The organism is Kitasatospora sp. NPDC041988 (assembly GCF_055588525.1).
This window is the reverse complement of the sequence record NZ_JBVJCO010000001.1, coordinates 585,409-606,987: the sequence shown is the minus strand read 5'-3', so window position 1 is coordinate 606,987 and position 21,579 is coordinate 585,409. Positions and strand designations below refer to the sequence as shown.

17 protein-coding genes are annotated in these 21,579 nt (G+C 73.5%); 3 read left to right on the top strand and 14 right to left on the bottom strand.

Going from position 1 to position 21,579, the window contains the following annotated elements; translation table 11 throughout:
- Positions 1–383 precede the first annotated feature (383 nt).
- Positions 384–2,543 carry an RNA polymerase recycling motor ATPase HelR gene (gene helR / locus ACZ6NC_RS02545; protein ID WP_465728141.1) on the top strand — a complete coding sequence of 720 codons (2,160 nt, stop codon included), beginning with the start codon at positions 384–386 and terminating at the stop codon, positions 2,541–2,543.
- A gap of 110 nt (positions 2,544–2,653) precedes the next feature.
- On the opposite strand, the gene ACZ6NC_RS02540 is transcribed toward helR, so the two are convergent.
- Entirely contained in the window at positions 2,654–3,553 is a 900-nt protein-coding gene (locus ACZ6NC_RS02540) for a LysR family transcriptional regulator (protein ID WP_465728139.1), read from the bottom strand.
- A 143-nt stretch (positions 3,554–3,696) separates the two neighbouring features.
- Between ACZ6NC_RS02540 and ACZ6NC_RS02535 the strand changes: the two genes are divergently transcribed.
- Positions 3,697–4,206 carry a nuclear transport factor 2 family protein gene (locus ACZ6NC_RS02535; RefSeq protein ID WP_465728137.1) on the top strand — a complete coding sequence of 170 codons (510 nt, stop codon included), beginning with the start codon at positions 3,697–3,699 and terminating at the stop codon, positions 4,204–4,206.
- Positions 4,207–4,389: 183 nt separating this feature from the next.
- Positions 4,390–5,556, top strand: coding sequence for a low temperature requirement protein A (locus ACZ6NC_RS02530; RefSeq protein ID WP_465728135.1), 1,167 nt, complete (start codon positions 4,390–4,392; stop codon positions 5,554–5,556).
- 20 nt (positions 5,557–5,576) lie between these two features.
- Here ACZ6NC_RS02530 and ACZ6NC_RS02525 read toward each other — a convergent pair whose 3' ends face one another.
- The 13 genes from ACZ6NC_RS02525 to ACZ6NC_RS02465 all read right to left on the bottom strand — a co-directional run bounded on the left by ACZ6NC_RS02525 (position 5,577) and on the right by ACZ6NC_RS02465 (position 21,563).
- Positions 5,577–6,296 (bottom strand): FkbM family methyltransferase, encoded by a 720-nt coding sequence (locus tag ACZ6NC_RS02525; RefSeq protein ID WP_465728133.1) that lies wholly within the window; start codon positions 6,294–6,296, stop codon positions 5,577–5,579.
- On the bottom strand, positions 6,293–7,600 hold the full coding sequence (locus ACZ6NC_RS02520) for a phytanoyl-CoA dioxygenase family protein (RefSeq protein ID WP_465728131.1): 1,308 nt from the start codon (positions 7,598–7,600) through the stop codon (positions 6,293–6,295). The genes ACZ6NC_RS02525 and ACZ6NC_RS02520 overlap by 4 nt, the downstream gene beginning before the upstream one ends.
- Entirely contained in the window at positions 7,597–8,337 is a 741-nt protein-coding gene (locus ACZ6NC_RS02515) for a hypothetical protein (protein ID WP_465728129.1), read from the bottom strand. The genes ACZ6NC_RS02520 and ACZ6NC_RS02515 overlap by 4 nt, the downstream gene beginning before the upstream one ends.
- A 131-nt stretch (positions 8,338–8,468) precedes the next feature.
- Entirely contained in the window at positions 8,469–9,449 is a 981-nt protein-coding gene (gene apyS / locus ACZ6NC_RS02510) for a RiPP biosynthesis methyltransferase ApyS (protein ID WP_465728127.1), read from the bottom strand.
- Positions 9,442–11,412: a RiPP biosynthesis radical SAM protein ApyD gene (gene apyD / locus ACZ6NC_RS02505; RefSeq protein ID WP_465728125.1), complete on the bottom strand. Its 1,971-nt coding sequence runs from the start codon at positions 11,410–11,412 to the stop codon at positions 9,442–9,444. The genes apyS and apyD overlap by 8 nt, the downstream gene beginning before the upstream one ends.
- A complete protein-coding gene (locus ACZ6NC_RS02500) occupies positions 11,403–12,368 on the bottom strand; it encodes a hypothetical protein (protein ID WP_465728123.1) in 966 nt (321 codons plus the stop codon). Before ACZ6NC_RS02500 ends, apyD begins: the two co-directional genes overlap by 10 nt.
- Positions 12,365–13,216: a multinuclear non-heme iron-dependent oxidative enzyme ApyH gene (gene apyH, locus ACZ6NC_RS02495; RefSeq protein WP_465728121.1), complete on the bottom strand. Its 852-nt coding sequence runs from the start codon at positions 13,214–13,216 to the stop codon at positions 12,365–12,367. The genes ACZ6NC_RS02500 and apyH overlap by 4 nt, the downstream gene beginning before the upstream one ends.
- 71 nt (positions 13,217–13,287) lie before the next feature.
- A complete protein-coding gene (gene apyA, locus ACZ6NC_RS02490; RefSeq protein WP_465728119.1) occupies positions 13,288–13,485 on the bottom strand; it encodes an aminopyruvatide family RiPP in 198 nt (65 codons plus the stop codon).
- A 231-nt stretch (positions 13,486–13,716) separates the two neighbouring features.
- The gene (locus ACZ6NC_RS02485) at positions 13,717–15,117 is read right to left on the bottom strand and encodes a cytochrome P450 (RefSeq protein WP_465728117.1); all 1,401 of its coding nucleotides are present in this window, start codon (positions 15,115–15,117) and stop codon (positions 13,717–13,719) included.
- Between the two features lie 280 nt (positions 15,118–15,397).
- Complete coding sequence (locus ACZ6NC_RS02480) at positions 15,398–17,764, bottom strand: FUSC family protein (protein WP_465728115.1); 2,367 nt, start codon at positions 17,762–17,764, stop codon at positions 15,398–15,400.
- A gap of 339 nt (positions 17,765–18,103) precedes the next feature.
- Positions 18,104–18,574, bottom strand: a complete 471-nt coding sequence (locus tag ACZ6NC_RS02475; RefSeq protein ID WP_465728113.1) for a hypothetical protein — start codon at positions 18,572–18,574, stop codon at positions 18,104–18,106.
- A gap of 323 nt (positions 18,575–18,897) precedes the next feature.
- On the bottom strand, positions 18,898–20,172 hold the full coding sequence (locus ACZ6NC_RS02470; protein ID WP_465728111.1) for an aminotransferase class I/II-fold pyridoxal phosphate-dependent enzyme: 1,275 nt from the start codon (positions 20,170–20,172) through the stop codon (positions 18,898–18,900).
- 164 nt (positions 20,173–20,336) lie between these two features.
- Positions 20,337–21,563, bottom strand: coding sequence for an FAD-dependent monooxygenase (locus ACZ6NC_RS02465; protein ID WP_465728109.1), 1,227 nt, complete (start codon positions 21,561–21,563; stop codon positions 20,337–20,339).
- Between the last annotated feature and the right edge of the window lie 16 nt (positions 21,564–21,579).

Below are 21,579 nucleotides of genomic sequence, written 5' to 3'. Positions count from 1 at the left end.
CGCCACGGACGACCGCCACGAGAACAGGGTCCGGCTTCCCCGGAAGCCCGGTGGCTCCGAACGAGTCCCGGGGCTCTGGTGCGCAGCGAGTGCGACGGGAGCGAGGGCATGGGAGGAGTACTCACTCCTTGCCACTCTCAACTTATAGCGCACCGGGGGGCTTGCGGCAAGGCCCCGGTGGTGGGGCAGAATCGCGGGCCGAGGTCAGTACCTGCAGAAACGGGAGATTCACAAGGTGCGTGTGTTGTTGTCGGTTGACGGGTCGTTCGGTGACGCCGAGGCGGTGGTGGGAGGCGCGCTGCGCCTGCGGGCAACCGGCGCCGAGATCCGGGTGTGCGCGCAACCGGGCTTCGCGGGGACGACCTCGGATTGGAGCTGCTGACATGAACCCTCTGACCACCAGCGCGTTCGACCTTCCCGACCGCCTCTCCCCCAAGGCCGACCCGGCGCTGATCTCCGGCGACGATCAGCACTTCGCGGCGATCGCGGAGAGCCTTGAGCAGACGATCGCCGAACTGTCCGACCGCCTCGACGACGTGCGCAAGGCGCCCGGCGGCCTCGGCCGGGAGGCGATGGACCGGGACACGGAGATCCACCGGCTGACCGGCCGCCTGCGCGCCTTGCGTCGCTTCGGTCTGGACCTGTGTCTCGGGCACATCGTCAGTGCGGACGACTCCGAGCCCGTCTACATCGGACGGCTCGGCCTCACCGACAGTGAGGGCCGCCGGCTGCTGCTCGACTGGCGCTCCCCCGCGGCCGAGCCGTTCTTCGCGGCGACCCACGCCAACCCGATGGGCCTGGTGAGCCGCCGCAGGTACCGGTGGACCCGCGGCCGGATCGGCGACTACTGGGACGAGGTGTTCACCGCCGACGGGCTGGAGGGGCACGCCGCGCTCGACGACCAGTCCGCGTTCATCGCCAGCCTGGGCAGCAACCGGTCGTCCCGGATGCGGGACGTGCTCGCCACCATCCAGGCCGACCAGGACGCGATCATCCGCGCGGGTTCCCGCGGCGCTCTGGTCGTCGACGGCGGTCCGGGCACGGGCAAGACCGTCGTCGCCCTGCACCGCTCCGCCCACCTCCTCTACTCCGACCCCCGCCTCGGTCACCGTCGGGGCGGCGTGCTGTTCGTCGGTCCGCACCAGCCCTACCTGGCCTACGTCGCCGACGTCCTGCCCAGCCTCGGGGAGGAGGGCGTGCAGACCTGCACCGTTCGCGAGCTCGTCGCCGAGGGCGCCGGAGCGGCGATCGAGACCGACCCGGAGGTGGCCCTGCTGAAGTCGTCCGCGGACATGGTGAAGGCGATCGAGCCGGCCGTCGGCATCTACGAGGAGCCGCCCACCGAGGGGATGACCGTCTCGAGCCACTGGTCCGACCTCTGGCTGTCCGCCGACGACTGGGCGGCGGCGTTCGAAGCGGTCGAGCCCGGCACCCCGCACAACGAGGCGCGCGACCAGATCCGCGAGGAGCTGCTCGCGATCCTGATGGAGAAGGACGAGAGCGACGCCTCGCCCGAGCTGCTCCGCAGGTCGCTGCTGCAGGACCGGGACTTCATCACGACCCTCAACCGCGCGTGGCCGATGCTCGAAGCGACCGACCTCGTCGGAGACCTCTGGACGGTGCCCGCCTACCTGCGCAAGTGCGCCCCCTGGCTCAGCCCCGACGACGTCCGCAAGCTGCAGCGCAAGGACGCCCAGGCCTGGACGGTGTCCGACCTGCCGCTCCTGGACGCGGCACGGCAGCGGCTCGGTGACCCGGAGGTCTCGGTGCGCAAGCGCCGGCACGACGCCGCTGTCGCCGCCGAACGTGCGCGCAGGGCCGACGTGATCTCCGGCCTGCTCGACGCCGACGACGACGGCGAAGGCGCGGTGACGATGCTGCGCGGACAGGACCTGCAGGACACCCTGATCGACGAGACCGCCCTGCCCGCCACCGACCCGGACCGGCTCGCCGGCCCGTTCGCGCACATCGTCGTGGACGAGGCGCAGGAGCTGACCGACGCGGAGTGGCAGATGCTGCTGCTCCGCTGCCCGTCCCGCAGCTTCACCATCGTCGGGGACCGCGCCCAGGCCAGGCACGGGTTCACGGAGTCGTGGCAGGAACGGCTCGAGCGGGTCGGGCTCGACCGGATCACGATGGCCTCCCTGAGCGTCAACTACCGGACGCCGGAGGAGGTCATGGCGCAGGCCGAGCCGGTCATCCGGGCCGCGCTCCCGGACGCCAATGTGCCGACCTCCATCCGCAGCAGCGGCATCCCCGTCGTGCACGGATCCGTGTCCGATCTGGACTCGGTCCTCGGCACGTGGCTCGATGCGCATGCCGAGGGGATCGCCTGCGTCATCAGCGCCGGTGGCATCGACGGCACGTTCCGGGCGACGCCCCGCGTCCGGTCGCTGACCCCTGGGCTGTCGAAGGGGCTCGAGTTCGACCTGGTCGTCCTCATCGACCCGGAGGCGTTCGGCGAGGGAATCGAAGGAGCGGTCGACCGCTACGTCGCGATGACCCGGGCGACCCAGCAGCTCGTCGTCCTCACGAGCTCCTAACATCGGCGGAGTCCTCGTGATCGCCGCCCCGACGATCACGAGGACCGTCGCCGAAGGAGCCCGCCGGGCTGCACGGTCCGCGCCGGGGTGGGACGCAACGGGCCGGGCCGTCAGCCGTGGCCGTCGACCAGGTCGACGGCGGCTTCGGCGAACGCGCGGACGCGGGCGGTAGCGCGGTCCGCCGGCCAGATCAGGCCCCATTCCAGCGGCGGGGCGTCACTGATCGGTACGTAGGTGACGTCGGGGCGCGCGTAGTAGCGCCTGGTGTGCGCGCCGACGGCCAGTGCTCCCTGCCCGGCTCCGACGAGCGTGAGTGCCTCCTGGAAGGTCCCGGCTGCCGGGCCGGGAGTGGCGGGCGTGGCGCTGCGGGCGGCGGCCGGTGGCCGGCCCGATCGCCGCGGCGGTACGGCAGCGTGATCCGGCAGGTGCACCAGCCGGACGCGGGCCAGGTCGTCGACCGGGATGCTGCTGCGGCGGGCGAGGGGATGTTCGGTGGAGACGGCGAGCATCCATGCCTCGCGTACCAGGGCCGGGCCATGGGCGATGCCGGGTTGGCCGACGGGGAAGGCGCTGAGCGCGAGGTCCACCTCGCCCGAGTGCAGCCAGTGCGGCAGCTGCCCCGCCTGTACCTCCCGGATCCGCACCTCGCAGTCGGGGACCCGGTCGCGGAACAGCTTGGTCACCCCGGCCAGGAGCTGTGCGGCGGCCGCGCTGACGAAGGCGACGTGCAAGGTGCCGGACACGCCTCGTCCCGTCTCGATCGCCCGCTCCAGTGCCGTACACACTCCCACCCAGGCAGGACGCAGCTCACTCTGCAACTGTGCACCCGTGGAGGTGAGTTCGACGCGGCGGCTGGTGCGGTGGAACAGCGGCACGCCCACCCTCCGCTCCAGCTTGCGGATGGTCTGGCTGACGCGGGCGGTGGACACGCCCAGCCGCTCGGCGGTGCGGCCGAAGTGCAGCACCTCCGCGAGCGTCAGGAACGCCTCCACCTCGTGCCGCTCGATCACGTGCCCCTCCCGTCGTTAAGCCTGGGTTCACGATCATTGCGCAGACGGCCGTTGGTCGCCAGTGATCACCGCACCAGAATGGGTGACGTCGAACGCGACGTCGAACACGACGTCAGTCACTGACCGATTCACCGGAGGACACGATGGACACCACCGCCCACTACGCCCTGGCCGCTCAGCCCGCCGACACCGCCGCGGTGGTCGCCGAACTCCGCGACCGCGCCGAAATCACCGACGCCCTCTACCGGTTCGGCCTCGGCCAGGACCTCAAGGACCGCGAGCTGTTCGCCTCGGCCTTCACCGCCGACGCGGAGCTGGACTTCCGCCCGGCCGCCGCTCGCTGGGGTGGCAAGCCGCCGCTCATGAGCGGCCGGGACACCATCGTCGACGCCATCCTCGCCATGTTCACCGGCCGGGTGGACACCACCCACCAGGTCACCAACCCGCGCATCACCATCGACGGGGACACCGCCCGCCTCACCGCGCTCGTCGAGGCCCAGCACCTGCTCACGGCCGACCCGGGCACGCACGCCCTGCTCAAGAACCCCTACACCGTGGACCTGGTGCGCGACGGCAGCCGCTGGCTCATCCGCCGGATGCACATCGACAACACCTGGCTCACCGGCGACCCCGTCGCCGTCTTCGGTGCCTGACGGCGGCACGGCCGGAGGAGGCGGCCCATCGCCTTCCGTCGGGGGATCCGTTTCGCTCCCACCCTCGCGGCCGGGCGGTCCCATGTCCCGCTCGGGCGTTCGGGTGCTCGTGGGCCGGCCGGCGCCCCGGCCCGACGGCGCGCCCTCCCCCGCCGGGCGCCGGTGGGCGGGCACAGTGGTGGGGTGAGGGCACAAGAGGCGGTGCCGGAGGAGCAGCGGGCGGGCTGGTTCGAGCTCTTCTTCGACCTGGTGTTCGTCGTCACCGTGAGCGTGCTGGCGCACGACCTGCACGGCGATCCGGGGGCGAAACAGTTCGGCACCTTTCTGGTGCTGTTCTTCCCGGCCTGGTGGGCCTGGGCCAACCTGACGATCACGATCAACGTGTTCGGCTCCGACCGTCCCCACAGCCAGGCAATGCTGCTGGGCGCGATGCCCGCCCTCGGACTGATGGCGGCCGCGGCGCCGGACGGGCTGGGCGACCGGGCGTGGGCGTATGCGCTGGGGGCGGCGTGGGTGCGGCTCGCGTTCTTCGGCATCTGGTTCGGCCGGGCGCGGCAGCCCGGCAGTCCGCTGCCGGTCTGGCGGCCGGTGCTGTACTGCCTGACGCCGGCCGTGCTCTGGGCGGTCTCGGCCGTGGTGCCGAGCCCGGGCAGGTTCGTGCTCTGGATCGCGGCGGTCGTGCTGGAAGTGACACTGCTGGTGATCCGCGCCGGCATCAGCACGCAGTTCTACGCCCGGCTCTCCACCGAGCACCTGGTCGAGCGAATCGGCCTGTTCGTCGTCATCGTGCTCGGCGAGAGCGTCTTCACCGTCGTCGTCACCCTCGCCGACCATTTCACCGGTCCGTCCGGCGCCGCCGCGCTGCTCGGTTTCGTGGTGGTGGCCGAGCTCGCGATGATCTTCTTCGTCTGGGGCACCGCGGAGGCCGCCCGCGGGCTGCTGCGGGCGCAGGCCGGCGGCTCCGACCGGGCCATCCGCGACACCGTGATGTACCTGCCGTTCGTTCTGGTCTCCGGTATCACCGTGATCGCCGCCGCCCTCGGCACCGCGGTGGCCGAGCCCGACCATCCGCTGCCGCCCGGCTCCCGGTGGGCGCTGTGCGGTGGCATCCTCGCCTTCTACTCCGCCAACGCCGCCATCTCCCTGCGGTACGGGGACGCCGTGCGCACCGTTCTCGGCTGGTACCTGCCCTGTCTGCTGCTCACCTTGGCAGGCCTGGTACCCGCGTCCGTGTTCCTGCCGGCGTGGGCCGCCGTGGGCTGCGCCGCCGTGGTGGTGTTCGCGCTGGCCAAGCTCGCCAAGCACCGCAGCGCCGCCCGGCGAGGGGCCACCGGAGCGTCCGCGTCGTAGGCCGCCCCTGCTCCGGACCGTCAGCCGCGCCGCCAGACCGAGCTGCGCCAGGCGCTGCCGACGGTTCCGTCGTCAAGGAGGCCGCCTTCGGCCCCGAAGCCTTCGCCCGGGCGGGCGCCGGCCACCGCGCCGCTCACGTAGCAGTCGTCGCAGCCGAGCGCCGCGGCCCAGCGGAAGCCCCGGGCCTCAAGGAACCGCCGGACGAGCGCGCGGGCGGGCAGCCAGTTGTGCTCGACGGTCAGGACCCGCACGGTGTATTCGTCGAAGGGGAAGCTGCGCAGGATCGTAAGCTCCGAGCCCTCGGTGTCGAGGCTCCAGTAGTCGATGACGGGCGGCGCGCCGTACTCGCGCAGCACCGAGCGGGCGGTGCGGGCGGGCTTGCGGACGGTCGGCGGCGGCCCGCCGGGGGCGGCGCCGAGGAGGCCGCGGGCCCGGTCGAGCAGGGCGGGGTGGTACTCGTCGAGGATGCCGCCGATGGTCCCGGCCTCGACGAACTCGACGACGTCGTCCCGCTCGTAGAGGCAGCAGTTGACGCAGTGACAGGACCGGTTCGCGACGAGCCCGGCGTACAGGGCGGCGTCCGGCTCCACACAGATGCCCGTCCAGCCGAACGAACGCTCCAGCAGGCGGGTGTTGCTGACCTCGACGCCGTCGGACGCCCCGGAGTCGAGGAAGAAGCCGCCGCGCAGGCCGTTCAACGCCCGGAGCACGAAGCGGTCCTGCCCGTACTGCGAGCTCACCTGCGGGCGCCGCGGGCGCGGGCGAACGCCGCCGAGCGCCAGGCTCCGGTGGCGGCCGTCGCAGCCGCGCGGGCACCGACGTCCGGGTCCGCCTGCGGGTTGCGGTGGTGGACATCGTCGGCGCGTTCGCCGTAGAGCATGGTGATGTTGATCCGCCGGTTCTCGTAGCCGGGTTTGAAGCGGACGCCGGCGGTGCCGTGGAAGAGGTCGGAGTTGAAGACGATGGCCCGGTTGGCCCGGTAGGGGATCTCGACCGAGCGGACGTGCCGGCTGCGCAGGTAGGAGCCGATGACGTCCGGACTGCCGTTGTAGGTGTCGAAGTCCCAGTCGGGCGGGGCGTCCGCGCGGTGCACCAGGAGCCCGCCGCTGCCGGGGTCGAGGTTGGCCTCGGTCGGGGTGATCCAGAAGTTGACGTTGACGGCCGCGAAGTCGGCGTGCGTGTTCCCGCCCGGAGGGAGGAGGTGACCGTTCTTGAACGCCCAGAGCTGGCGCAGCGGGTAGCGCGCCCCGATGACGCGCGGCAGCGCGTTGCGGAGTTCCTGGGCGATCTGGAGCAGCAGCGGACTGTTGAAACCGTCCCGGAAGAACGCGCCGAGCCGGCCGTGCGCGTAGCGGTTGGCCGACCAGACGGTCGACTCCAGGCAGAAGGACCGCAGGCTCTCCAGGGCCTGCGGGGTGAGGAGGTCGTCGATGACCACCACGCCGGCCTGGTCGCCCAGGTAACGGTCCTCCACCTCGGCGGGGTCCCAGCTGTCCGAGAGCGCCCGCTCCAGCCGGGGCGCGGTGCCCAGGTGCACGAGCCTGTTGTAGACGCGCCCGATCGCCTCGTCGTCCGCGCCGGTCAGCGGCACCTGGCCGGACGTCCCCTGTTCGGTGAGCCGGTCGGCGATCCGCCGGTAGCGATCGATGACGGCGTCGAAGCCGCTGCCGAGCAGGCCGCGCTCCCGCAGGTGGCGGAACTGCTCGATGTCGTGGTGCAGCTTGGGGACGGACAGGTAGGGAACGGGCACCGGGGGCAGCGGCCCCTCCCCGGGCGCGGTCGGACGGCCCTGCGGATCGAGGCCGCTGCGCCAGCGGGCGTGGGCGAAGAGGCGGCCGTAGTCGCCGCCGAGGGCGAGGTCCCCGGCGTCCAGTGCCCGCCAGGCCACCTGGTCCAGCCAGGCGAGGTTCCCGGGGGTGGCGACGTCGGGCCGGCGCCACAGGTCGAAGCACTGGTCGATCCGGCCGCTGCGGGTGAGCCCGGTCGTCAGGTCGCGGGCCTCCGCGGCGGGGGCCTGCGCGGCGGCGGCCGGCGCAGCGTTCACCGGTTGGCCCCGGCCGGGCCGAGCAGGCCCCGGTCGCGGAGCCGGGTCGCGAACCTCATCAGCTCCGCCAGGGCCACGGAGTGCCGGCCGGACCCGAGGATCTCCCTCAGGTCGCCGAGGTCCTCCAGCATCGACACGTGGGTGCCGCTCTGCTCGGTGAGGGGGTCGGTCCCTCCGCCCGTCGAGATGTGGGTGCCGCTCTGCTCGGTGAGCGGGTCGGCGAGCTCGACGGGGGCCGACACGTGGGTGCCGCTCTGCTCGGTCAGCGGGTCGGCGCCCGTGGACATCTCGGTCCCGGCGAGCTCGCGGAAGACCTCGCTGCCGACCAGGACCGACGGCACGAAGGAGTCGAGCCCGACGATCGGCTCCTGGTCGGCGGAGCTGCGCAGCAGCGCCCCGACGACGTGCTCCGCCCGGTGCTCGACCACCGCGCGGCCGAAGTCCGCCAGCAGCCCGTCCGGCCGGCGGCCCTCGCGGCGGTGCGTCAGGATCTGCTCGCGGAGCCAGCGGACGAGGTCGGGGTTGGACATCACGGCGTAGATGAAGTGGTTGGCGGTGTCCGCCTGCTGCGGTGTCAGCCTGGTGCCGCGCACGTACTCCGCGATGATCTGCGCGGGATCCGTGACGAACTGCTCGCGCAGCAGGAAGTCCGTCGACATCGCCTTGAAGAGCGCGTCCAGGCGCCGGGCCGACGCGGCCTCGCGCAGAGTCGGCGTCCCGTTCTCGGTGTTCCCCATCGTGTCCCTGCCTGTCTGTCGGTCGATTACCGCTGTTGGTCGATTGATCCCGTCGCCCGGCCAGGGCGCCCGGCCATGGGCGCGCGGCCGTGGGCAGCCGGTCGTAGGTGCCCGGCCGTGGGCGCCGGGTGTCAGAGCCGCAGGATGTGCACGAAGAAGGTGCTCCGCCCGTCCTCGATCAGGTGGACGGGCACACACCCCGCCTCCTGGTAGACCTCCTCCCAGCCGGCGCGATCGCCCGGGGGCACGCCCTGGCCGGAGATGACCTGGACGACGTCGTGCAGGGCGTGCATGCGGGGCCACGGCGGCTCCCGGCGGCCGACCTGGCCGTAGTAGTCCGCCACGATCAGCGCCCGGCCCGGGAACAGCTCGCGCAGCCGCCGGAGCCACGCGACGGCCGCGGACCGGCCGTCCCCGAAGAACTCGTTCAGCATGCTGGTGGCGGAGAGCGTCTCGACCTGTTGCCTGACCTCGGCCGTCAGCGCCTGCTCCAGACGGGAGCAGTCGCCGTGCACGACCGTCACCCGGCCGGCCAGGCCCGCTCCGGCGAGCCGGCGGCGGGCCGCCTCGCACATGGCGGCGTTGGCATCGACGCCCCAGCCGGTGAAGTCCGGGACACGCCCGGCGAGGTCCTGGAGCAGCGTGCCCGCCCCGCAGCCGAGGTCGAGCAGGTGGCCGAGGCCGAGTTGGGCGATGAGCTCGGCCATCAGCCCGAGCGCCGGGGAGCGGTCGAGCCCGGCGAAGGCGGCGGCGTGCCGGGCACGGTCCACGGTGGCGGCGGCGTGCCGGGGCTCGCGCAGCAGGGTGCGCAGCTGCCGTGCGTTCGGCCCGTAGGCGCCGATGTACTGATCGAGCAGGCCGCGGGCCTGCGCGTCGTAGTGCGGCGTGGCGCGGTAGCCGTCGGGGGTGTGTTCCAGCAGTTCGGTGCGGGCCGCCGTGTAGTCGAGCAGGGTGCGCAGCCAGACGGCGTCGAGGCCGGCCCGCTCGGCCAGGTGCTCGGCGGGGCCGGGGCGGTCCAGCGCCGCGAGGATGCCCTCCTCGTGGAGGGCGGCCACCGCGTGGGCCAGGTGGAACCCTTCGACGAGGTCGAGGGCGGTCCAGCGCTCAGCCATGGACGCCCGCCTCCGCCCGCCGGCCGGAGGGGACGATGACCCCGGTGTCGGCCAGCTGTCGCAGGTGGTCGGCGCCGGGCTCCCAGCCGCCGGTGAGCTCGCCGAGCGCGCTGCGGACCTCGCCCATCGTCCGGGGCTCACGGAACAGGCTCAGGACGGCGTGGGTCGCCGGGTCGATCGCGTAGTCGTGGCAGCCGGCGTCCGCGGCGAGCACCACGCGACAGCCGACCCCGCCCGCCTCGCGCTCGCCGAGCGGCGGGCCGCCGGCCGGCAGGTCGGCGATGCGCCCGAGCAGCGCGGCGCAGTCGTGGATCCCGTCGAACAAGACGGCGCGGGGCGCCAGCGAGTAGCGCCGTCCGCCGTCCTCGGGGGCAGCGGGCCGGGGTGGCCGGCCGGCCGCGCGGAGGTCCCGGACGTACCGGACGAGCGAGTGCGCGTGGTGCTCCGCGCCGAGCGTGTCGGCGACGAAGGCCCGGACGAACCCGGTGTCCACCGGGCCTGTCCAGCCGGTGCGTTCGTGCCACTCGCGGGCCCGGCGGGCGAACGTGCTCAGCCGGCCGTCGAAGTGGCGCAGCAGGTAGGCGGCAACGGTGTGCCCGAGTTCCGTGACGGCGCGGTGCAGGTCGACGGCGAAGACGTGGTGCTCGCGCGGCATCGCGCCCGGGTAGTAGTGGTAGGTGGGGAAAAGGTCCGGGTGCTCGCGGACGCAGGTCTCGTCGGCCTCTTCGAGAAGCCAGCCGTTGAACTCGGTGCGGTAGCCGTCGTATCGCACCCGGCCGCCGAGCGCGGCGTGCTGCGCGGTGCCGGGTTCGGGCAGCAGGACGTGCAGCTGGGTGGTGCAGGCCTTCCGCGGCCGGCGGAAGCAGTCGCCGAGGAGGTCGAGGGTGGCGTCCTGGTCGGCGGGTTCCTCCTCGGGGTGGCCGGTGATGAAGGAGACCGTGCCGGCGATGCCGAGGCGTTCGGTGTGGTCGAGGACCGCTCCGAGGAGTCCGAGGTCCAGCCGCTTCTTGATGACCTGCTGCAGGCGCGGCGACCCGGTCTCGATGCCCAGGTAGAGGGCGACACACCCGGCCTCGGCCATCCGCTCCAGCAACTCGGCGTCCACGCAGTCGACCCGGGCGGAGACCCGCCAGGTGTAGCCGCGGTCGCGGACGGCGTCGCAGAAGTCCAGCACCTTGCGGCGGTTGACGGTGAAGAGGTCGTGTTCGAGCTTGAAGTCCCGTGCGCCGTACCGCTGGTGGAGCCGGTCGAGGTCTGCGACCAGGCGGGCGGGGGACTTCAGCCGGTACGAGCGCTGGAAGAAGGTCGCGGTCGAGCAGAAGGTGCAGCTGAACGGGCAGCCCCGGCCGGCCTCCACCCGCAGGTAGTCCAGCGGGAGTTCGTCGACCGGATACAGGTCGTAGGCCGGCTCCGGCAGGGTGTCCAGGTCGGTGACGAGCGGGCGCCCCTCGGTGGCCCGCACGTCGGCGGCGAACGGCGCGGTCCGCCACGAGACTCCGGGGATGTGGGAGAACCGGCGGTCTTCCAGGGCCTCCAGGACGAGCGGGAGGGTCTCCTCGGCCTCGTGGCGCACGACGACGTCGAAGCAACCGAAGCGTTCCAGGATCTCGCGGTGCAGCATGGTCGCGTGCGGTCCGCCGAGCAGCACGGGCAGGTCGGGCGCGGTGCGCTTGAGGTGTTCGGCGACCCGCAGCGCGAAGATGAAGCTGCAGCCGAGCGTGGTGAAGCCGACGGCGTCCGGCCGGCCCGCGAGCAGCGCGTCGGCCACCCGCCGGTAGAGGGAGGCGTCGTAGTCGAGCTGCCCGGAGCGGACCAGGCGCTTCGGGTCGTACACGGTGACGTGGTGGCCGGCCCGGCGGGCGACGGCGGCGAGCGAGACGAGCCCGAGGTGGGGGTGGACGTCGAGGGCGCCGAGGTCGTGGTGGCCGGGCAGGACCATGTTGTCGACGAGGATCAGGCGCACGGGCGCTCTCCGATCGGGGGTGGGGCCGCGCCGGTGAAGGTCAGCAGGCGCAGTTCGGTGAAACCCTGGAGGACGGCGAGCAGACCGCCCGGATCACAGCGCTCGCCGGTGGCCGCGCCCAGCCGGTGGGCGAGCTCCTCGACGGTCGCGTCGCCGTCGACCAGGCCGAGCAGGTAGCCGGCGAGCGGTGTGACCTCGGTGACCTGCACGCGGTGGGTGTACTCGTCACGCCAGTAGAGCAGGGTGGGGCCGACCTCGTCGCGACGAACGTCGGACGGGGCGGCGGAAGCGGCGGCGGGCGGGACCGCGGAGGGGACCGCGGAGGGGACCGCGGTCGGAACGGCGGACGCGACGGCGCCGGATTCGATCAACCGGGCGAGCGCGCGCGGGTGGTGGCGCGCCTCCCGGACGGCGAGTGCGCCGGTCACGCGGGGTACGGAGTCCGGTCGCGGCTCGTCGGGGGCGGTGAAGGGCCTGCCGACGGCATGGCGCAGCCGCTCGACGGTGAGCTCGTGTCCCAGGGCGTCCAGCACCACGGCGTGCGCCGGGTCGTCCCCGGCGAGCCTGCTCTCCAGGAAGTCGGCGAAGGCGGTCAGCCGCCGGCGCAGGTCCAGCCCTCCGCGCCGGGACAGGCGGGCGAAGTGGGGCGCGTAGTCCGCGAACACCTCGATCTCCAGGTCGGCCCGGGCGAGGGCGTCGAGGGTGAGCGGCAGGACGCGGCGCAGCGGGTTCTGCCGCACCATCGTGACGAAGCCGGCGAATCTGCGCAGGCCGTCCAGGTCGAGGGAGCGGGTGATCGCCGCGTCGGCGTCCCGCCCCGCTCCCCCGGCCGGCCAGGTGCCGATGATCCCGGGGTCCGCCAGCCCGGCGGCGATGTACGCGTGGACACGGGGTGCGGCGAGCAGCCGGTCGCCCTCCGCCTCCGCCGGCCTGCCCGCGCCGCTCACCCCGCTCATGCCTCCACCAGGTCGCGCACGCGCCGGAACTGCTGCTGGAGAAGGGAGAGTTCGGGCAGTTCCGGCGCCCAGTTGTACTCGAACGTGACCGCGCGGGGCCGCGCCCGGCGCACGGCCTGGGCCAGCAGCTCGAAGACCGGCTCGGGGGCCGGCTGCGCGTGGTCGTCCCAGGCGATCCCGGACTGCTTCTTCAGCCCGGAGAGGTGGAACTCCACCACCCGCTCCAGCGGGAGCCGTTCCAGCTCACGAGCGGCGTCGAAGCCCATGTTGGTGGCGGAGATCAGGAAGTGCGTGAGGTCCAGCAGCAGGTCCAGCCGGTCGTTGCGCTCGCACAGGCGGCTGGTGAAGTCGACCAGCGACATGGTGCTGCCCGGCACCTGGAAGTACTGGGGCGGGTTCTCCAGGATGATCGGCACGGGGTAGCGGTCCTGGAGCGGCTTGAGGTTGTCCAGGACCTGCTCAAGGGTCTGTTCGCTCAGCTGCGGGCAGACCGTGTAGCTGAGCGAGGTGGGGTCGGCGTCCTCCGCGCCCGGCCCGGCGGCCTCGGCGCGGATGTAGGCGAGGTGCTCGCCGATCCAGGGGGTGCGCGTGCGCTCCCGCCACTGCTCGATGGCCTCCAGCGTGCTCTCCTCCGGCCGGACGAAGCCGCCGACCGACATGCTCGCGCAATGCAGGACGAGCGGGATCTGCCGCTGGATGTCCGCGGTGGCGGGGGCGTGCCGCAACTGCTCGAACGGGATCTCCACATAGTCGAGGGCGCCGGGCAGCCGCTCCACGAGCTCCGCGACGTACGGGCTGTGGGCCAGCCCGACGGCGGTGCCGGCGCGGTCCGGGTCGAAGTACTCCACGCGTCTCCTGCTCTCCCGGTGTGGCCGGTGGCCTCCCCCCGCCGCGCGAGAGGAGGCCACCGGCGTGACGGTCAGTCCCAGATGTAGCCGTCCTCGGCGCGGATGTCGCCGTCGAGGATGTCGATGCTGGCGTTGTGCGCGGTCATCCGGAGTTTGCCGTTGCGCAGGCAGGTGGTGATGGCCTGCTTCCGCTCCTCCGTGAGCTCGAAGCCGAGCTCGATCTTCGGGGACCGCAGCTGGATGCTGTGCTCCGCCGCGCGTCCGTTCACCGTCGGACCTCGCGCCGAGGACTTGCCTCCGGCGTTCGATGGATTGCCCATACAGATCACCCCAATCAGGTGGAAACATGCTGGAGTTGTCCATATGTGCACGAACAGTGACGGATCGTCAAGAACAAGTGACGAGTCGTCAAGTCGATGTCGGCCGTACGGGTCAACGCAGTCGGCCGTCCGGGTCGATACAGCCGGCCCCGTCCGGGTCGGGGCGGTGGGCCCCGCGGGTCAGGGCAGCCGGACCAGCCTGCGCAGGGGCCCGCCGACCCGCCCTCCCCCGGCCGGGCCGCGGCCGGGCTCGTGGACCAGCAGTCGCACCTCCTCGGCCGGCACCAGGGTCGCGCGCAGCCGCCAGTCGATCTCCTGGTCCCCGGCCAGGCCGAGGTCCCACCGGCCGAGGATCACGGCCAGGGCGCCTGTCAGTGCCGTCATGGCCAGTTGGCGGCCGAGGCAGTAGCGGCCCCCGCCCCCGAACGGCAGGTAGTCGAAGGCCCGGGGACGCGCCGAACTCCACCGGCCCGGATCGAATGCCGCCGCCTGCGCCTCGCCGGCGAACGCCCGGTGGGCGACGAACGGGGAGACCAACAGCTCGCACCGGGGCGGAAGCCGGTGCCCGCCGAGAAGGGCCTCCCGCGTGGTCACCCGCACCATCACGGCATTCGAGGGCAGGACGCGAAGGCTCTCCCGGACCACGGCTTCGAGCAGCTCCGGCCCTCGGCCGCCGGCCCCCTCTCCCGAACGCAGCCGTTCGCACAACTCACCGCGTAGATCGTCGAGTTGGGTGAGAAGCAGAATCGTCCAGACGAGCGCGGCGGCCAACGGTTCGCTGCCGGCCAGGAAGAACGCGTTGGCGTGGGCGGCGAGCTCCCCCTCCGGCAGCAGCCGTCCGGACTCGTCACGGACCTGGCCCAGCCGCGCCAGCAGGCAGCCGGCCTCACCGACCGGGCGGCCCGACGCCCGGTGGTACCCGATCCGGGCCCGCAGGGCGGCGTGGAGGTCGCCGCCCACGGTGGCGATCTCGGCGTGCAGCCCGGACCGAAGTCCGCGGTCCGACGGGCCGGTTGCGGCGTACCGGCGGCGCAGGGCCAGCAGGCGGTGGCAACCGTCGCCGAGGCCGCGGACCTCGGCGGTGGTACCGAACAGCAGTCCGCCCACCAGCACCCGCGCCAGCCGGTTCATCTCCTCACAGAGCCCGACGACGCCGCCCGGCCGCCAACTCCCGGTCAGCGCAGCGGTTTCACCAGCCACCAGGTCGGCAGACCGGTCGGCGAGCCGGCGGGTGAACACCGGCCCGAACGCCCGCCGGCGCTGTCGGTGGACGGCGCCGCCCATACTGAACAGACCCGAGCTCAGCGCACCGACCACCGGCGGCAGCCCGTCACGCTCGGCCATGGTGGCCGGTCGTCCGAAGGTCTCGGCATCCAGCAGGACTTCGCGTACGTTGGCGGCGCCGAAGACCGCGACGCAGCCCGCCGTACCCAGCCCCCGGGAGAACACCGGCACCCCGTCCGTCAGCACAGCGAGGTCGCCGTGCAGACGCCGGGCAGCCATCAACGTCGCCAACGGATCGGCGAGCAGCGGCGCGTGCCAGTCCGCCCCGCCGAGCCGGCCGGTGTGGTGAGCGAGCATGGGCACAGCTTCACACCCCCGGCGGGCCGCGCCGGACCAACGCGCCGACGACGCTCGCCCGGACCTCCGCAACTGCCCGACGCCCGCCCTCCGGCGGGCGCCCACCGCCAACGGCGACCTCGCAGCCGTGCTCTGCCGCAGGCCCCGGTGGCCCCGGTCCCGACCGGGCGACGGGCAGCCGCCCACCCATGACGGTGGCGACCTCGCACGCGACGGCCCCGCCGGGCGGCGGGCGGCGGGCGGCGGGCGGCGGGCGGCGGGCGGCGGGCGGCGGGCGGCGTCAGTGTGTGTCGTCGGGGGCCGACCGGGCGCCGTCCTGCACCCGGGCCAGGTCGTCGAGCAGCCCGGTGAGCCAGAGCGCCACATCGACGGTGTGCAGCGACGCCGGGTCGGCGGGCATCCGGGTGGCCGTCACGCGCTCGTCGCGCAGGGCGGCACGGGCGTCGGCCAGCGCCCGGTCGATGGTGCCGGCGGGGCTGCGCTCCAGCAACGCCGTACCCTGCCGGCGGAACGCCGCGGCGACCTGCTCCGCACGGCTCACCAGCGTCGCCGCCCCGTCCGGGCCGGTAGCCGCGGTGCCGGGCGGGATGCGGGCCAGCAGTGGCTCGGCGCCCCGAACGGTGTGCTGCCCGGTGAGCACGGCGGCCTGCCAGTTCGGCCCGTCCTCTGCCGGATCGTGCCGCTCGCTGCGGTACTGGGCGTACAGCGCCTCGGTGAGCAGCCCGGAGTGCCGGGCCCGGCGCAGGGCTCCCCGCGCCGGGCCTGTCCCGGTGACCACGGCGACGGTCTCGCTCAGTGCCGCCGCGCTCTGGTCGAGCAGTTCGGCGGTACGCCGCCGCAGGTCGTGGCCGCCGCCACGGGGCCAGGCACAGAGCCCGGCGAGAATGCCGACCGCCGCCCCGGTGGCCACGTTGACCAGCCTGGCCTCGGCCAGCCGCCAGCCGGCCGGGGCCAGCTGGGTGAAGACCATGGAGACCACGACGGTGAACATCCCCTGCGCCCAGGCCAGCCCGAGCACCGGGCCGACGGTGAACGCGAACAGCATCACCGGCGGCAGGGCTGCCGCGTAGAAGACCGGGTGCTCGCCGACCCCCAGCAGCAGCACGGCCGTCACGGCGGCGCCGCAGGCCGTGCCGACCAGGGCCGGACGCAGCGTCATCCGGGTGTCGGCGGCGCTGGTGCGCATCAGGGTGAGGGTCGCCAGCAGCACCCAGAAGCCGTGGGTGAGGTCGAGGGCGCCGGCCAGCAGGCGGGCCGCGCTCAGAGCCCCGGCCGTGCGCAGGGCGTTGCGGAAGTACACCGAGCGGGTCGTCAGGTTGCCGCGGATGCGGCGCCACCAGAGCATCGCGGCCGGCTCGTGGGCGTACCAGAACGGGCCGGGGCGCCGGTCGGGAGGCGTGTCGTCGGCCGGTGGCGGCGCGTGGCGGGCGGTGCGGGTGGCGAGGGTGAGGAAGCGGGCGCCCTCGGCTGCGTTCAGGGCGACCGTGCCGAGCCCCAGCCGGGCCGCCGCCGTCCGCCCGGGGCCCGCCACGCCGCCCACCACGGCCCCCGCCCCGGCCACAGCGTCGGGGCCTGGGGCGGGGCCTGAGCCAGGGGCGGGGCCGGAGTCGGCCCCGGGTGAGGTGCGGGCGGCCTCGAAAGCGGCGATCCGCGCCTCGATCGGCGCGGAGGAGGGGACCGGCCCGCCCGCCGGCACCCCGGCTCCCGCCTTGCGCAGGGCGTCGGCGGTGGCCGCCACCAGGACGGCCGCCTGCGGGTAGGGCCCGCCGACGGGGGCGAGCCGGCGGACCCGCAGCAACTCGGCGCCGATGTAGTGCAGGGTGGTCGCGCAGTGGGTGAGGGCGCGATCGACGGCACCCGGCCCGGCGGGCCGCTCCATCATCGGGATCCGGGAGAACCGCAGCTGATCGAGGAGGGCCAGGGCCCGCTCCGGCACGTCCGCCGAGTCGTCCGGCGCCTCGGTCGGGCTGCCGGGCAGGGCCCCCGGCGGGGCGCGGCCGTCGGGCGGCGCCCCGGGCAGGAGTGCGGTGAGCGGGCCCGCCGTGGGCGGGCGGCCGGCGCAGTCGGCGGCGGCCAGGTCCGCCAGCCGCGCCAGCGCCTGGGCGGCGCGGGCCAGGTGGTCGCGGTAGTCCGTCGGGGGTGGCTCCGGCCACAGCAGCCGCTCCGCCGCGGCGAGCAGCAGGAGACCCACCGCCACGCCCGCCAGCCGTTGCGGCAGGGTGTCCGGGGCATAGGGCGGGAAGCACGGGAGGATGTAGAAGAGCTGGAGCCCGTTCGCCAGCCCGACCAGCCGCGGCCCGCCCACCGAGCCGAAGGCCACCGCGAAGCCCACGCCCGCCATCCCCAGCGCCGCCGTCCCGGTGTGCACGGCCAGGACGGTGCCCAGGCACACCAGCACCCAGGCGAACGGCAGCGTCAGCAGCAGCGTGCGCGCCCGGGTTCGCGCGTCACCGTCCACCCGGGCGAGGACACCGACCGCCACCGCCCCGAACAGCGCGTAGGTGGCCGTCACCGGCTGGTGGAGGCCGTAGCGGAAGGTGTAGAAGCCGACGCACGCGGCCGCGGTGACCCGGACCGCGCGGTGCACCACCGCCGGATCGGGGCGGGCTCGGCGCGGGTGCTCCGGCCGGCCGGGCAATCGGCGCATCGCACCTCGCTCCCGTGGGGCGTCAGGACCGGGCGGCCGCGCCCGCCTGGGGAGCGGCGCGGCCGACGCGGTGGCGCGGTCCAGGCGAGGACGCTTCAGGCAGGGACGGTGCAGGTGAGGACGGTGCCGTCGACGTCCGGCCGCGGCCTGGTCCGGGCACCTGCCGGCACACCGGCCGCCCGGGGCGCCACACATCTCCACCCTAGGGGGACGGGACGCCGCGCGCAGGCCCGGCGGCGTGATCGCCGGGGACGGCCGCCCGGTGGATCACCGGGGCACTCGCCAGGCGTTCGGCGGAGCCTGTCGCCCTCGGATTCGGGCCGGTTCCCAGGAGCGGTTTCAGTCGGGTGTGCTGAGGTAATGCGGCAGGCCCACTTCGCCGATCCGCTCGAGGACGAAGGGGCCGGCCGACGCGGCCGTCGCACCGCCGACCGCCCCCATCACCGCCGCCGCCTCACGGTCGACACCGGAGTTCGCGCCGATCGCCGCGTACGCGCCGAGGACCGCGCCGAGCATGACCTGCCCGCTCCCGGTCTGCTCGACGATGCCGGCGATCGCCACGGCGAGAGCGCCGGCACCGGCCCGCTGCTTGATCCGGGCCGACTGCTCGGAGGTGTCGGCGTTCGAGAGCGCGAGGCGGCCGAGCTCGCTCAGCTCTCTCATGTCCTCCTGGGTGAGGCCGACAACGGTCAGCCGCAGAAGGTGGTAGTGAAGCCGCCGCTGCGCCGCGTCCTCCATGGCGAGTTCCCTCCCGAGGCGGAACAGCGGGCCTGCCTCGCGGGCAACGTCCTCGGAACTGCTCGTAGACACTTCGCCGTCCATTCCGGGCAGTTCCGGCAGCCGGATCTCGGCGTGGCCCTGACCACCCTCGTTGCCATTGCACCGGCCGGCGGGCCGCCTGTCCCGCCGGCCGGCGCCAACCGGGCGACGCGGCGATGTCACGGCCGCGGGGTCTCGGGTATCGGGGTGGTGACGCCCCCGGCAGGGCGGGGGGTCGGGCCCGCGCCCGGAACCCGCACGACGAGCACGCCGCATCGCTGCCGCCCTCCTGGCGGCGGAACGGGCCTGAGGCCACCGGAAGCCGGCCGCCGCCCCTCCCGCCGCCGCACCGGCCAAGGACTGTCAGGCGCGCCTTAAGGCAGCATGGGCCCGAACGCCGACCGGACGTCGGCCATCGTGCGGCCGGCTTCGTGGAGCGCCGGCGGGAGATGGCGCGCCACGGCCTCGACCAGCCCCCGGATGTGCTCACGGTCGACATGCCGGGTGAGGGTGAAGCGCAGGCCCGACTTCTTGAGGGGGACGACGGGGAAGGAGGACTGGTTCACGTAGAACCCCTCGTCGAGCATGCGCCGCACCATGCCGTAACTCACCTCCGGTTCACCGAGACCGATGAAGTAGATCGGCGTCCGGGGGTCGGAGACGACGGGCAGGCCGGCGGCGGCGAGGAGCTCATTGCAGTAGTCCCGGCGCTGTGTCAGTTCCGCCTGGACGGCCTCGATCCGGGCGGAGAGATGGATCCGCGCGGAGGCGATCGCTGCCCCGAGCATCGGGGGCGGCAGCGGGTGGGAGTACATCAGCGGACCCCCGTTGATCCGGACCTTGCCGAAGGCCTCCTCGGTGGGGAACACGGCGACGCCGCCGATGGTCCCGAAACCCTTGGCGAGCGTCGTGACGAGCAGCACGCGCTCGCCCAGGCGCCGGCCGAGCTTCTCGAAGACGTAGCCCGCGCCGTGCCGCCCGTACCAGCTCATGCCGTGCGCGTCGTCCACGTAGAGGTGCAGCGAGGGGTACGCCTCCATCAGCCGGACGAGGTCCTCGACCGGCGCGACGTCACCGAACATCGAGTACACGCCGTCGATCAGGTACCAGACCCTCTCGCCGGTGGCCTCCGAGCGCCGGAGCCGCCGCTCCAGCGCGTCCAGGTCGCCGTGCCGCACCATCGCGAGCTCGACCCCCTGCTGCCGCACGAGTTGGGCGGCCGTCTGGACGCTGAAGTGGACCTGCTGATCCAGCACGGCGGTGTCGCCGGCCCCCAGCAGTGCCGGCAGTACGGAGATGTGGCACAGCGAGGTCGAGGAGTACACGAGCACGGGGTGACCGGCGTACATCTCCCGCAGCAGCTCTTCGAGTTCGAGGTTCAGTCCGGACGCCACGTACGACCGTGAGACCGAGAACTGGACGCCGAAGCGCCTGATCGCGTCCATGGCGCCACGCTGGATGCTCTCGTCCTGTTCGAGGGAGAGGTAGCCACAGGTACCGAAGTTGACCAGGTCCCTGCCCCCGATCCGCAGGTACGTGCCCGGTGGCGCGTCCAGCCCGGTCGTCAGATGGCTGGTGCCCTGCCTCATCGCCTCGGCTATCAGCCTCTCGGCGGTTTCGGCAGAAGTCTGGTACGGCACGGTGGCCACAGCGGATTCCCCTCAGCCCATAGGTCGGTCGGACCATGGGATAAACGGCTCGCGTACGCAGAGGTTACGGGGAGTCAGGCAGGCAAGGCGCGACCCTCCCTCCCGCACGCCCCCGGCGCAGGGCGTACGGGCGTGGCCAGCGCCGGGCCACGCCGGGCCGGATGTTAGCCGACTGCCGTACCCCGCCGCGGAAAGGATCCCGGCCGGCCGACGGGGTAGTCCGGGAGCGTGATGTTCTCGGCGGCCCTGCGGGCGATCCTGGCGGCCATGTTCTTTCCCGGCAGGTAGGGCATGACCTTGTAGTAGCGGTTGAGCACGGAGGCCATCAGGCGGCTGTCGGGGACCATGAGCTTGGCGACGCCGTCACCCATCTTCTGGCAGCCGGTCGCGTACGCGCGCACCTGCTCCTGGTAGCGGGCGTAGGCGACGCGGTGGTCACCGTCGGCGGCGGCCAGTTCTCCGGCCAGGACGTACGCGCCGACCAGGGCGAGACCCGAGCCCATGCCCGACAGGGAGGAGGGGCAGTAGGCGGCGTCGCCGACCAGGGCGACCCGGCCACGCGTCCAGGCGTCCATGTGCACCTGCCCGACGGAGTCGAAGTAGAAGTCGGGCGCGTACCGCATGTCGTGGAGCAGCCGGTCGCTCTGCCAGCCGCTGCCGGTGAAGTGCTCGGCGAGGACGGCCTGCTGGCGCACCACGTCCCGGCGGTCCAGCCCCAGCCGCGGCGAGCCGAAGTAGAAGACGGCCTTGGCCTCGGAGTTGTGGCGCGCGCTGTACATCGCGACGAGCTTGCCGGCGGTGCGGTAGGCGTGCCCGGTGTGGTCGAGGCCGAGGTGGTTCTCGGTGGTGAAGATCGCGCAGTAGACGCCGAGGTGCCTGACGAACTCCTCCTCGGGACCGAAGGCCAGGCGGCGGGTGTTGGAGTGCAGCCCGTCGGCGCCGATCACCAGGTCGAACCTGCGGGGGGCGGCACGCTCGAAGGTGACGGTCACGCCGTCGGCGTCCTCGGTGAGCGAGGTGACGGAGTCTCCGAAGAGGTACTCGGTGTGGTCCTTGGTGGCGTCGTAGAGGATGCGCGCGAGGTCTCCGCGGAGGATCTCGAGATCCCCGGCGAACAGGTCGGCGGGCAGCTTGGCCTGCGGCTTTCCGGCGCTGTTGACGTAGGACATCGAGCCCGTGCCGGTACGGGCGCGTTCGAGCTCGGGCAGGATGCCCATCCGGCGCAGGATCGATAGGTGCGCCTCACCGCGGAAGTCGACGGCGTAGCCGCCGTCGCGCAGCGCGGGGGCGCGCTCCACGATGACGGGGTTGAAGCCGTGGCGGTGGAGCCAGTAGGCGAGGGCGGGGCCGGCGACGGAGGCGCCGGAGATCAGTACGTTGCGGTTCTTCATGGTGGTGAGCCTGCCC

What these genes read in the sequence shown, in the direction of transcription:
- apyS (WP_465728127.1), bottom strand. Translation starts at nt 9,449, where the DNA reads ATGGCTGAGCGCTGGACCGCCCTCGACCTCGTCGAAGGGTTCCACCTG.
- ACZ6NC_RS02480 (WP_465728115.1), bottom strand. Translation starts at nt 17,764, where the DNA reads ATGCGCCGATTGCCCGGCCGGCCGGAGCACCCGCGCCGAGCCCGCCCC.
- ACZ6NC_RS02515 (WP_465728129.1), bottom strand. Translation starts at nt 8,337, where the DNA reads ATGGGGAACACCGAGAACGGGACGCCGACTCTGCGCGAGGCCGCGTCG.
- ACZ6NC_RS02465 (WP_465728109.1), bottom strand. Translation starts at nt 21,563, where the DNA reads ATGAAGAACCGCAACGTACTGATCTCCGGCGCCTCCGTCGCCGGCCCC.
- ACZ6NC_RS02500 (WP_465728123.1), bottom strand. Translation starts at nt 12,368, where the DNA reads ATGAGCGGGGTGAGCGGCGCGGGCAGGCCGGCGGAGGCGGAGGGCGAC.
- ACZ6NC_RS02485 (WP_465728117.1), bottom strand. Translation starts at nt 15,117, where the DNA reads ATGCTCGCTCACCACACCGGCCGGCTCGGCGGGGCGGACTGGCACGCG.
- helR (WP_465728141.1), top strand. Translation starts at nt 384, where the DNA reads ATGAACCCTCTGACCACCAGCGCGTTCGACCTTCCCGACCGCCTCTCC.
- ACZ6NC_RS02535 (WP_465728137.1), top strand. Translation starts at nt 3,697, where the DNA reads ATGGACACCACCGCCCACTACGCCCTGGCCGCTCAGCCCGCCGACACC.